This is a genomic window from Dactylosporangium sp. NPDC051087 (genome assembly GCF_055586325.1).
This window is the reverse complement of the sequence record NZ_JBVJIJ010000009.1, coordinates 327,183-338,864: the sequence shown is the minus strand read 5'-3', so window position 1 is coordinate 338,864 and position 11,682 is coordinate 327,183. Positions and strand designations below refer to the sequence as shown.

10 protein-coding genes are annotated in these 11,682 nt (G+C 74.0%); 7 read left to right on the top strand and 3 right to left on the bottom strand.

What is annotated here, in order from left to right:
* Positions 1-8: 8 nt before the first annotated feature.
* Together ACZ6TV_RS19780 and ACZ6TV_RS19775 are read left to right on the top strand one after the other, a co-directional pair.
* A complete protein-coding gene (locus ACZ6TV_RS19780; protein ID WP_465298657.1) occupies positions 9-839 on the top strand; it encodes a hypothetical protein in 831 nt (276 codons plus the stop codon).
* Positions 840-884: 45 nt separating this feature from the next.
* Complete coding sequence (locus ACZ6TV_RS19775; protein ID WP_465298656.1) at positions 885-2,210, top strand: diguanylate cyclase domain-containing protein; 1,326 nt, start codon at positions 885-887, stop codon at positions 2,208-2,210.
* 27 nt (positions 2,211-2,237) lie between these two features.
* Here ACZ6TV_RS19775 and ACZ6TV_RS19770 read toward each other — a convergent pair whose 3' ends face one another.
* The gene (locus ACZ6TV_RS19770; RefSeq protein ID WP_465298655.1) at positions 2,238-3,218 is read right to left on the bottom strand and encodes a hypothetical protein; all 981 of its coding nucleotides are present in this window, start codon (positions 3,216-3,218) and stop codon (positions 2,238-2,240) included.
* 345 nt (positions 3,219-3,563) lie between these two features.
* On the opposite strand from ACZ6TV_RS19770, the gene ACZ6TV_RS19765 reads away from it, so the two are divergent.
* The 5 genes from ACZ6TV_RS19765 to ACZ6TV_RS19745 all read left to right on the top strand — a co-directional run bounded on the left by ACZ6TV_RS19765 (position 3,564) and on the right by ACZ6TV_RS19745 (position 6,945).
* Positions 3,564-4,211, top strand: coding sequence for a hypothetical protein (locus ACZ6TV_RS19765; RefSeq protein ID WP_465298654.1), 648 nt, complete (start codon positions 3,564-3,566; stop codon positions 4,209-4,211).
* Positions 4,212-4,289: 78 nt separating this feature from the next.
* Positions 4,290-4,622, top strand: a complete 333-nt coding sequence (locus ACZ6TV_RS19760) for an ArsR/SmtB family transcription factor (RefSeq protein WP_465298653.1) — start codon at positions 4,290-4,292, stop codon at positions 4,620-4,622.
* Positions 4,623-4,735: 113 nt separating this feature from the next.
* Positions 4,736-5,107: a hypothetical protein gene (locus ACZ6TV_RS19755; RefSeq protein WP_465298652.1), complete on the top strand. Its 372-nt coding sequence runs from the start codon at positions 4,736-4,738 to the stop codon at positions 5,105-5,107.
* Positions 5,108-5,218: 111 nt separating this feature from the next.
* Positions 5,219-6,172, top strand: a complete 954-nt coding sequence (locus ACZ6TV_RS19750; protein ID WP_465298651.1) for an ATP-binding cassette domain-containing protein — start codon at positions 5,219-5,221, stop codon at positions 6,170-6,172.
* A complete protein-coding gene (locus ACZ6TV_RS19745; protein ID WP_465298650.1) occupies positions 6,169-6,945 on the top strand; it encodes an ABC transporter permease in 777 nt (258 codons plus the stop codon). Before ACZ6TV_RS19750 ends, ACZ6TV_RS19745 begins: the two co-directional genes overlap by 4 nt.
* 3 nt (positions 6,946-6,948) lie before the next feature.
* On the opposite strand, the gene ACZ6TV_RS19740 is transcribed toward ACZ6TV_RS19745, so the two are convergent.
* The gene (locus ACZ6TV_RS19740) at positions 6,949-10,092 is read right to left on the bottom strand and encodes an ATP-binding protein (protein ID WP_465298649.1); all 3,144 of its coding nucleotides are present in this window, start codon (positions 10,090-10,092) and stop codon (positions 6,949-6,951) included.
* A gap of 43 nt (positions 10,093-10,135) precedes the next feature.
* Positions 10,136-11,584: an NCS2 family permease gene (locus ACZ6TV_RS19735; protein WP_465298648.1), complete on the bottom strand. Its 1,449-nt coding sequence runs from the start codon at positions 11,582-11,584 to the stop codon at positions 10,136-10,138.
* Positions 11,585-11,682: the final 98 nt, after the last annotated feature.

The following is an 11,682-nucleotide window of genomic DNA, read 5'->3' as shown; positions in this document are numbered from 1 at the left end:
TCCCCCGTGTGGTGGTGGCGGGGTTCGCGCTGACCGGGGTGCTGGCGGTCGTCGCCGCGGCGTTCTCGGCGACCGAGGTGTCCCTGCGGTGCGCGGCGGTGGCGTTCGCGGTGCTGGCCTGGCCGGCCCTGCGCGCCCGTGACGCGGCGCCCCGGGTGCGCTGGCCGCTGGCCGGCGGTGCGCTCCTGTTCGCCGCCACCGCTCTGGTACGCAGCACCAACCGGCCCGAGGACGTGGGCTGGTTCGCGTACGGGCCACCCGACAAGGCCGAGTTCGCCGCGATGCTGGACGTCGCGTGCCGGGCCTTCGGCCGGGAGCTGACCACGACCGGTGTCCAGCTCGGCGCCGTGGTCCTGCTCGCGGTCGCCGTGCACGCCCTGCCCTGCGCGGCACGGCGGAGCCGGACGGTCGCGACCGCCGTCGCGGCGGGGGTGCTGGCCGCCGCGATCCTCGCCGACCGGTGGGCCGGCGCCGACGCCGGCGAGCTGCTGCCCGCGGCCCGTGCGGTGTGGCCGGGGCTGCTCATCGCCGCCGCTGGCCTGCTGCTGCTCGTGCTCGCCGGCCGGCGGGCGGACCACCGCTGGTGGGTGGCGGCCGGCGCGGCGATCGTCGCGGTCCACGCCGCCGTGACCCAGTCGGACCTGACCGGCTCCTGGTGGAGCGTCATGGCGCTGTCGGAGCTGGCGGACCGGAGCACGTTCTCCGCGGTGGCGGTGAGCACGGCGGAGAGCGGCGGCCCGCAGTACGAGCCGGCGCTGCGGACCGCGGTGGCGCTCACCGGCCCGGCGCTGCTCGTCGCCGGCGCGCTGCGGGTCGCGACCCGCCCCGGCGAACGCTGAGGCCGTAAAGGTTTCAGTCGCGCCGTTTGCGGCCGATAGGACCCCGTGTCCCGCCTGCGCGCGGTGGCCGACGTCTGCGTGCGCATGCTGGACGCGCCGGCCGACGACGGTCACCTGCTGGAGCGTCTGGTCTCCGCCATCGGTGCGGAGCTGCCGGACTGCTGCGTCGTGGGCGCGCTCACCGGCGGGGCCGTGCGGACCTCGGGCGACGCCGACCCGGCCGTCGCCGGAGCGCTGCTCGACGCGGTGGCGGGTTCGCTGCGCGGTACCGACGCGGCGAACGGCATCAGGGTGGTGCGGGTCGTCGCGCGCGGCTCGGTCATCGGCGCGCTCGGCATGCTGCGCACGGGCGGTGCGGCGGTCCCCGACGCCGACGTGGAGTTCGTCGAGGCGGTGGCCGCGGTCGCCGGTGGGGTGATCGAGCACAGTCACGCGTTCGCCGCGACGCTGGAGCTGCTCGAGGACGCCCGGCGGCAGGGTGACCTGCTCGACGCCATCTCCGACGCGATCGTCTCCTGCGACGCCGACGGTGTCATCGTCAGCTGGAACTCCGGCGCCGAACGCCTCTACGGCTACTCCTCCGGCGAAGCGGTCGGCTGTGACCTGCTCGCCCTGCTCGCGACCGCGTGCATCAGCGACGGCACCGAGGTCTCCGCGCCGCAGATGCTGCAGGTCGCGGCGGAGCACGGCCGCTGGGAGGGTGAGCTGCGGGAGCGGCGGTCCGACGCGGCACCGCTGACCGTGCTGTCGTCGATCTCGGCGCTGCACACCGCCGGCGGCGGCGAGGCGACCGGCTACGTGTTCGTCAACCGCGACGTCACCGAGCAGCGGCGGCAGGAGCACGAGGCGGCGCACGACGTGCTCACCGGCCTGCCCAACCGGCGGCGGCTCGTCGGGCGCATCCGCGACGCGGGCGAGCGGGTCCGGCGCGGCGGCGGGCCGATGGCCGTGCTGTTCCTGGACCTCAACGGCTTCAAGCCGGTCAACGACGTGCACGGCCACGCCGTCGGCGACGAGCTGCTGATCCGCATCGCCGGGCGGCTGGCCGGGACCGTGCGCAGCACCGACTTCGTGGCCCGCGTCGGCGGCGACGAGTTCGTCGTGGTGCTGGAGCAGTTCGGCCCGCTGGAGCGGATCGCCCCCGTGCTCCAGCGGCTCCTCAACGCCGTCGAGGAGCCGCTGGTCCTGTCCACGGCGACGGTGACCGTCTCCACCAGCATCGGGGTCGCGGTCGCCGGGGCGTCCGACACGACCATCGACCCGGAGGAGCTCGTCAGGTTCGCGGACGAGGCGATGTACCGGGCGAAGCGCCGTCCCCGCCACGTCGCGTTCGCCGACGCGACGCTCGACGAGCAGTGGCTGGCGGATTGACGCTCGTCTTGACGTCCACCTTGTCGCTCATCGCGGGATGCGGGCCAGGGTGTCGGCCCAGCGGTTGCCGGACCAGGTCGGCAGCAGCGCCGCCCGGAACGCGTGGGTGTTGTTGAGCCCGCCCTTGACGAAGTAGCCGCCGGTCGGGGCCCGCATCCATTTGTTGTCCAGCACGGTGCCGTGGGTGCTGCGGTACGTGCCGACGTTGTGGTCGTACCAGTAGAGCCCGTACCCGCCGCCGTTGAGCAGGTTCCCGGCGACGAGGACGTCGTGGATGTCGCCCTGGTCGGCCTTGAACAGCATCAGCGACGTCTGGGAGAACGGGTTCTCCAGCCGGTTGCCGAGGATCTTGACGCAGAAGCTGCCCTCGACCTTGTCCGTGGTGCCGGCGACGAGCCCGTCGATGCTGCTGGTGCCGAGCACGCAGTTGGCCTCGGTGGTCTGGATGACGTCGTTGTGGCAGGTCTCCTGTACGCAGTACGGGTCGTGCAGCCACGAGTCGATGATCGCGACGCCGCCCCAGTTGGCGCGGGCGATGTCGCCGGAGGAGTGCGCGTCGACGCGGATCAGCCGGTACCCACCGTCACCGATGAGCGAGATGCCGCCGGCCGAGTTGTCCGTGCGGGTGCCGTCGATCTCGGTGTCGATGACCTTCAGCCCCCAGTAGGCGGGGTTGTTCGTGATGTTGATCGCCTGCGCGTTGGTGACCTGGATGAGGCTGTTGCGGATGGTCACGTTCGCGGCGCGGATGTTGAGGCGGTCGGTGATGAGCTTGTTCTCGATGACCGTGCCCGGGACGGTGATGGTGAACGGCCCCGTGTACGGGGTGAGCGTCACCGGCGTCCGCGTGTCGCCCGGCAGACCGTGCGGGTAGCCGGTGGTGGCCGCGGTCGGGAAGCCCGCGTCGATCGGTGGCGGGTCCTCGGCACCGGCGGCCGAGGGGCCGAGCCCGATCAGCCCGGCCGTGGCGAGCACGGCGATCGCCGTCGCGCGGATCGAGTGCCGCATGCGCGGATCCCTTCGTCGGTGCGGGTGTGGTGGCCTGTGTCTAGCACTGGTGACCTCGCCGGAGACCGCGTTGGCCGGGATGCTGGCGGACCGTCCCGCATCGATGACCGCAACGGCGGGCGGCGCTGCCCGCCCGGTCGCGGCGGACCGGCCGGGTGGCGGCGCGCCCCCGGCGGACCGACCTCCGCCGATCCGCCTGGCGGCCCACCCCTGCCGGGCCCGCCGCTCTCGGGCCCGCCGGTCCGAGCCCTGGCGTGGCGCGGACGGCGCCGGGTAGTGACCGTGGCGAGCCCCGTTTGACGCAACCATATGGTTGCTATAGCGTTGGTTCCGGGAGGAGGGATCATGCAGCCGTGGCAGTACGTGGTGCTGGCCGGGTTCGGGGCGTTCCACGGCCTCAACCCGGGCATGGGGTGGCTGCTCGCCCTCGCCGGCGGCGTGCGGGAGCGGCGCCGGTCGGCGATCGCCGCGACGCTCGGCCCGATCGCGCTCGGCCACGCCGCCTCCGTGTTCGTGATCGCGACGCTGGTCACGGCGCTGGTGTCGGTCACGACCGCCCGGCTCGTCGCGACCGCCGGCGGGATCGTCCTCGCCGCGTTCGGCATCTGGCGGCTGCGGTCCCCCGCCGGGCACGGCCGCCGGCCCGGCCCGCGCAAGACCGACCTGCTCGCGTGGTCGTTCGTGATGTCGTCCGCGCACGGTGCGGGGCTCGTCCTGCTCCCGCTGCTCGCCGCGGTGCCGGTCGCCGCCGCGCACCACGGCCACGGCGTCGACGGCGTCGGCAGTGCATCGGCGATCACCGGCATCCTGGCCACGACGGTCCACACGGGGGCGATGGTCGCCGCCGCGGGCGTCGTCGCGCTGGTCGCCTACGAGGTGCTGCGGCTGCGCCCGGTGCGGACCAGGGCCCGGCTCGACACCGACCGGGTGTGGGCGTTCGCACTGATCGGCTCCGGGATCGCCACGCTGGCGGTCACGTTCTGGCCGTCGTGACCGCGGGGCGCGGCCCGGGTACGGTGGATCGCCACGCAGCCACCGCAGGAGCGACCATGCCCGATGTGACGGACCGCGATGCCGTCTGACCCGCAGGAGGCGGCGGTCGCCGTCTTCACGGCCCTCGCCGACCCCAACCGCCGGGCGATCCTCGCGTGCCTGGCCGAGCGGGGCCCGAGCACCGCGACCGACCTGGCCGGCCGGCTGTCGATCACCCGGCAGGGCGTCGCGAAGCACCTCGCCCTGCTCGCCGAGGCCGGCCTGGTCACCAGCGACGCGGGCAGCGGCCGGCGGGTGCTCTTCCGGCACCGCTCCGAGCCGATCAAGCTGGCCCAGGGCTACCTGGCGGCCCTGGCCGCCGACTGGGACGACAACCTCGGGCGGCTCTCGTCCTATCTGGGCGGTCCCTGACCGTCCCCGCGGCCTCCTTTCCAGGACGGTGACCTGGCGGGACCCGTCCCGCACCCGGGACGCAACCCGGGTCCGGGACGCTACGGGTTCCAGTTCGACCGCCTGGAGGCACTGTGTCACGACGTCATCTGCGCACCGCGGGCCTGATCGCCACCGTGGTCGCCGGAAGTCAGCTCACAACCCCGGGCGACGCGTGGGCGGCCGCCACGCCGGCGCCGGGCGTCGCGGTGTCCGTGGTCGGCACCGTCGCCGCCGTCCGCACCACCGACTCGACGCTCGTCGTGACCCGCGCGTACATGTTCCGGGACAGCCGCCCGAAGACCGTCAGGTTCACCGTGGCCGCGGGCACCGCGGTCACCGTCAACGGCTCGGCCGGCGGGCTCACCGCGGTCAGGACCGGGATGCAGGTCAGCGTCGCCGGCACCCAGACCAACGGCGCCAACCTCGCGACCAAGGTGGTGGCGGGCACCGCGCCGCGCAAATGAAGCAGGCGAAAGCGGTCTGAAAGGCGGTGAAACCGCGCTGAAGGCGGCCTCCCGCACGATCGTCGCAGTCGTGGCGCACCAGCGTCACAGCGGCGGTTGGAAGGGAGGGACGTGGCTACCACCTCGTCCCCGTCGGCGATCGTGGCGACCGGGTTGCGCAAGTCGTTCGGCGACCACGTCGTGCTCGACGGCATCGATCTGGAGGTTCCCCGCGGGACGGTGTTCTCGCTGCTGGGACCCAACGGCTCCGGCAAGACGACGACGGTGCGCATCCTGTCGACGCTCATCGGGGCGGACGGCGGCCAGGCGTCCGTCGCGGGCCACGACGTCGGTCGCGCGGCCGCCGAGGTACGCGCGACGATCGGCGTCACGGGCCAGTTCTCGGCGGTCGACGGCCTGCTCAGCGGCGAGGAGAACCTCCAGCTGATGGCAGACCTGCACCACCTCGGCCGGGCCGAGGGCCGCCGCCGGGTCGCGGACCTGCTGGCCCGCTTCGACCTCGTCGACGCGGCGAAGAAGGCGGCCTCGACCTACTCCGGCGGCATGCGGCGCCGGCTCGACCTGGCGATGACGCTCGTCGGCGACCCGAGCGTCATCTTCCTCGACGAGCCGACCACGGGCCTCGACCCGCGCAGCCGCCGCACCATGTGGCAGATCATCCGGCGGCTCGTCGCCGACGGCGTCACCGTGTTCCTGACGACGCAGTACCTCGACGAGGCCGACGAGCTCGCCGACACGATCGCCGTGCTCGACCGCGGCAGGATCGTCGCGACCGGCACCGCGGACGAGCTGAAGCGGCAGATCCCCGGCGGGCACGTCCAGCTGCGCTTCGCCGACGCCGCCGGGCTCGACGCGGCCGCCCGGGCCTTCGACGGCGCCACCCGCGACGACGAGACCTTGACCCTGCGGGTCCCCGGCGACGGCGGGGCGGCGTCGCTGCGGGCCCTGCTGGACCGGCTCGACGCCTGCGGCGCCGAGGTCGCCGACCTGTCCGTGCACACGCCGGACCTCGACGACGTGTTCTTCGCCCTGACCGTCACCGCCGAGAAGGAAGACGCCCGATGAGCCACGCCGTCAGCGACTCCACCACGATGCTGCGCCGCAACCTGAAGCACACGCTGCGGTACCCGGCCTCGATGGTCACCTCCCTCGCCATCCCGGTGCTGATGCTGCTGCTGTTCGTCGGGGTGTTCGGCGGCGCGATCGGCGCCGGCATCTCCGGTGTCTCCGGCGCCTCCTACATCGACTACGTCGTCCCCGGCATCCTGCTGGTCTGCGTCGGCTACGGCGCTTCGACCACCGCGCTGTCGGTCAACAAGGACATGACCGAGGGCATCATCGACCGCTTCCGCACCATGGCGATCGCCCGCCAGTCCGTGCTCACCGGCCACGTCCTCGCCGCGACGATCCGCACGATCGTGAGCGTCACCCTCGTCGTCGGGGTGGCGCTGCTGATGGGCTTCCGCCCCACCGGGGACCCGCTGCGCTGGCTCGGCGCGGCCGGTCTCGTGCTGCTGCTGGCGCTCGCGCTGACCTGGCTGGCCGTCGCGATCGGCCTCGCCTCCCCCACCCCGGAGGGCACGACCGGCTTCCTGCTCATCGTGCAGGTCCTGCCGTTCGTCAGCAGCGCCTTCGTCACCCCGGAGACGATGTCGGGCGCGGTGCGCTGGTTCGCCGCCAACGAGCCCTTCACCCCGATCATCGACACGCTGCGGGCGCTGATGATGGACACGCCGGTCGGCAACAGCGGTTTCATCGCGGTCGCCTGGTGCCTGGGCCTCGCCTTCGCCGGCTACCTGTGGGCCCGCACCGTCTTCAACCGCGCCCCGCGCCGCTGACGCTCAGGCCGTGCGGGCCCGTCGCGTGGCGAGCGCCTCGATGGCCGCGGCGCGCAGCGCGTCGCGGTCCAGGCCCGTGTAAGCCGACGCCGCCGCCTGGTAAGCGGCGGCGTCGGCGCGTTCGGCCAGGTCGCGGGCGCGGCCGGCGGACATCGTGGGCTGGAAGCCGCGGGTGAACAGGAACGTCTCCGACAGGGCGATCATCCTGACCGCCGAGGCGGTCAGGCGGTCGTCGCCGGTGCGGCCGCCGTGTGACAGGTCGACGACGGCGATGGCGAGCAGGAGCGCACCGCGGACCGGGTCACCGACGGCGGCGCCCGCGCCGGGGTCGGTCAGCAGCCGCTCCAGCAGGTCCGGCAGGCCGGCGGCGAGGTCCCGGACGAGGTCGAGACGGTCGTGCTGCGCGTGCGCGACCACCGCGGTGGCCTGCACCTCCAGCGCCCACGAGGCCGAGCCGGGCAGCTCCCGGCCGCCGGGCGTGCCGGCCGTCTCCCGGAGGTGGGTGACGACCCGGCGCCACAGTCGCAGGCCCGCGTCGACGTCGCCGCGGGCGAGGAGGATCTCCGCCCGGACGCCGGAGCCGAACATCAGCACGTCGGACTCGCCCTTGCCGGTCTGCTCGAGCCACTGCTCCGCCTCGTCCACCGCGCCGCGTTGCAGGTTGGCGAGGGCGATCGCGCCCCGGACCCGGGCGGCGCTCGACGCGGCGTCGGGCTGGCGGAGCTCGTCGAGCACGGCGAGGGTCTCCGAGAGGTGCACGCCCGCCTCCTCGCCGCGGCCGACCTGCAGCAGCAGCTCGCCGATGCGGGAGTGGGCGACGGCCCGCAGCATGGGCGTCAGCTGGCCGTCGCCGAACGCGGCGAGCATCCGGTGCGCGGCCAGCAGGGCGCCGTCGATGTCCTGGTCGTATTCGCTCACGTAGCTGGCGGCGCCGTTGGCCAGGCCGGCGACGAGGGGCTCGGCGCTGTCGCACAGCGCGGGCAGGCCGCCGGCGGTCATGGCCCGCAGCACGAGGTCCGCGGCGCCGATCATGGTGTCGGAGGTGCCGGGCGGCAGGCGGCGCAGGGCGACCAGGAAGCGGCCGGGGAGCGGCTCGCGCATGAGGAAGTCGTTCATCGCGCCGAGCAGCGCCGCGGTGCGGACCGCCTCGACCAGCGCGGGTGCCGGGCGGGCGTGCGACACGATCCGGGCGATGTCCTTGGCCAGTGCCGTCATCCGCACGAAGTTGCCCTCGACGGTCCAGAGCCCGCCCAGTACCGCCGCGGCCGCCACCGCCGCGGCGGCGTCCTCCCGGTCCAGGGCGTGGCGCAGGGCGAGCACCAGGTTGTCCTGCTCGGCGCGGACCCGCTCGACCGCGGGGACGAGGTCGGCGCCGAAGACCTGGCCGACCTCGGCGACGCCGAACTCCACGGCCCAGGCGAGCAGGCCGTCGACGGCGTGCGCGGTCTCGCCGGCCGCCTCCCGGTGCGCGGTGCTGAACTCGCGGACGGTCTCCAGCATCCGGAAGCGGGTGCCGGTCGCGGTGTCGGTGACCTTGAGCAGCGACTGGTCGGCGAGCTGGGCGAGCACGGCGAGGACGTCGCCGCCGAGGACATGGCGGGCGGCGGCCGCGGTGAACCCGCCGGGGAAGATCGACAGGGCGCGCATCGCCGAACGGCCGGCCGGCTCCAGCAGGGTCCAGCTCCAGTCGATGACGGCGTGCAGCGTGTGGTGCCGCGGCGGCGCGTCCCTGGCCCCGCCGCGCAGCAGCGCGAACCGGTCGTCGAGGTGGCGGGCGATCTCGGGCACCGACATGACCCGGACCCGGGCGGCGGCGAGCTCGACGGCGAGGGGCAGGCCGTCCAGCTGCGTGCACAGCTCCCGGACGGCGTCGGCGGGCAGGTCGGCGCCCGGCCGGGCAGCCCGCGCCCGCTGCCGGAACAGCGCGACGGTGGTGTCGAGGTCGAGCTCCGGCAGCGGGTACACCGTCTCCGACGACAGGCCGAGCGGCGCCCGGCTGGTGGTCAGCACCCGGAGGTCGCCGGTCGCCGCGATCAGCTCCCGGACGAGGTCGGCGGCGCCACGCACCACGTGCTCGCAGTTGTCCAGCACGAGCAGTGCGGGCCCGGCGTCGAGCGCGCCGGCGACGGCGGTGACCGCGCCGGAGCCGCCGGCGGGGACACCGATGCCGAGCGCGGACGCGACCGCGGGGGCGACGTCCGCGTCGGCGGCGACGCCGGCGAGCGCGACGACCTGCACCACCGGCTGGGGTGCCTGGCGGCTGACCGCGTAGGCGAGCCTGGTCTTGCCGAGCCCGCCGGTGCCGACGACGGACGTGACCCGTGACGTGGCCAGCAGCGCGGTGACGGCCGCGATGTCCTCGTCACGGCCGAGCAGCTGGTTGGGGTCGTGCGGGATGCCGCGCCGCACGGCGGGCGCGCCGGCGCGCAGCAGCCGCCGGTGCGCCTCCTGCAGCGGGTGGCCGGGGTCGGTGCCGAGCTCGTCGCGCAGCGCCGCGCGGTAGGTCTCGTAGCGGGCCAGCGCCGCCGACGGTCCCACCGTGGCGTCCTCGGACCGCAGCAGCTCCAGCAGGACCGTCTCGTCGTGGGGACTCAGCCGGAACGCCTCGGCGAGCGGCCCGGCGGCCTCGGCGTGGCGGCCGAGGCGGGACAGGGCGAGCGCGCGGGCGGTCCGCAGCGCGTGCCGGGTCGCCGCACGCTGGTTGCGCAGCACGGAGAGCGGGTCGGTGAGGTCCGGGTCGGCCGGCTCGGCCGCGGCCCACAGCGCGAGGCCCTCATCGGCGCGGGCGAGCGCCCCGGCATGGTCGCCGGCCCTCGCGAGGTCGGCGGCGGCGTCGGCGTGCAGCAGCACCGCCGACGTGTCCAGCCGCGGCGGCGGTACGGTCAGCCGGTAGCCGCCCGCGGTGCGGGCGACGATGTCGGCGCCGGCCTGTGCCCGGACCCGGGACACGACGACCTGCAGCGCCTTCGCCGGATGCTCCGGCTGCCCGTCGGGCCACAGGCCGTCGACGAGCCGGGCGGTGCCGCACCCGGTGCGCGGGTCGCCGGCGAGCAGTGCGAGCAGGCCGCACTGGCGCGGCCCGACGATCTCCCGCCCCTGGTAGGTCACCCGTGACAGCAGCCTCAGGTCGACGACGAAGACGGTCACCGCACCAGGCTAGTGCGGTGACCGTCGCGCTCCTGCGCCCGGATCAGAACAGCAGTTCCAGCGGGCCCCGCAGGAAGTAGACGATGAACAGGACCGCCACGCCGTAGAGGAGCGGGTGCACCTCGCGGGCCTTGCCGGCGGCGACCTTGATCACGACGTAGGAGATGACGCCGGCGCCGATGCCGTTGGAGATGGAGTAGGTGAAGGGCATGAGGACGATCGTGAGGAACGCCGGGAGGGCGATCTCGTAGTCGGACCAGTCGATGGTCCGCACGACGGTCATCATCAGGAAGCCGACGACGACCAGGGCGACGGACGCCGCCTCGAACGGCACGACGGTCACCAGCGGCGCGAAGAACATCGCGACGAGGAACAGCGCGCCGGTCACCAGGCTGGCCACGCCGGTGCGCGCGCCCTCGGCGACGCCGGAGGCGCTCTCGATGTAGCTGGTGTTGCTGGAGGTGCTGGCGGCGCCGCCGGCGGCCGCGGCGACGGAGTCGACGAGGAGGATCTCCCGGGTGCGGGGCGGCATGCCCTGCTCGTCGAGCAGGTCACCCTCCTGGGCGACGGCGACCATCGTGCCCATCGTGTCGAAGAAGTCGGTGATGAGCAGGGTGAACACGAACATGATCACGATGAGCACGCCGGCGGTCTGCCACGAGTGCAGCACGTTGAAGTGGCCGAGCAGCGACAGGTCGGGCTTGTCGATGATCTTGTCGGGGAGGACGGGGACGTTGAGGCTCCAGCCCTTCGGGTTGGGCTTGCCGTCCACGAACGAGGGACCGGCCTTGGCGATCGCCTCGATGATGATCGCGAGCACCGTGGAGACGAGGATGCCGATGAGGATCGCGCCGCGGACCTTGCGCACCACCAGCACGACGGTGAGCAGCAGGCCGACGCCGAACGCGAGGGCCGGCCAGCTGATGAGCTTGCCGCCGATGCCGAGCCCGACCGGGACCGTGGTGCCGGCCACGTCCGGCACGCGCCGCACGAAGCCCGCGTCGACGAAGCCGATGAGGGCCAGGAACAGGCCGATGCCGACCCCGATGGCGGTCTTCAGCTGCGTCGGTACGGCGCGGAACACCGCCTCCCGCAGGCCGGTCAGCACCAGGACGGCGATGAGCACGCCCTCGATCACGACGAGGCCCATCGCGTCCGCCCAGGTCATGTGGGGCGCGATCTCGAACGCGACGAGCGCGTTGACGCCGAGGCCGGCGGCGAGGGCGAGCGGGAACCGGGCGACGACGCCCATGAGGATCGTCATCACGCCCGCGACGAGCGCGGTGGCCGAGGCGACCGCCGCGATGGCCAGCTTGCCGCCGGTGCTGTCGACGCCACTGCCGAGAATGAGGGGGTTGAGCACCACGATGTAGGCCATCGTGAAGAACGTGGCGAGCCCGCCACGGATCTCCCGGCTCAACGTTGAGCCGCGCGCACTGATGTCGAAGAACCGGTCGAAGCCGTTACGCGGCTCCGCGCGGGTCGTGTCCATGTGTTGCCTCCCTGACGTTCACGTACGTACCCCCCGACGCGCGATGATCCCATCTACTGCGCTGGAATCAACTGCGGGAATGTTTCGTGCGTGCAACG

Coding starts and splice junctions, on each gene's coding strand:
- ACZ6TV_RS19765 (WP_465298654.1), top strand. CDS start 3,564: ATGCAGCCGTGGCAGTACGTGGTGCTGGCCGGGTTCGGGGCGTTCCAC.
- ACZ6TV_RS19735 (WP_465298648.1), bottom strand. CDS start 11,584: ATGGACACGACCCGCGCGGAGCCGCGTAACGGCTTCGACCGGTTCTTC.
- ACZ6TV_RS19745 (WP_465298650.1), top strand. CDS start 6,169: ATGAGCCACGCCGTCAGCGACTCCACCACGATGCTGCGCCGCAACCTG.
- ACZ6TV_RS19760 (WP_465298653.1), top strand. CDS start 4,290: ATGCCGTCTGACCCGCAGGAGGCGGCGGTCGCCGTCTTCACGGCCCTC.
- ACZ6TV_RS19770 (WP_465298655.1), bottom strand. CDS start 3,218: ATGCGGCACTCGATCCGCGCGACGGCGATCGCCGTGCTCGCCACGGCC.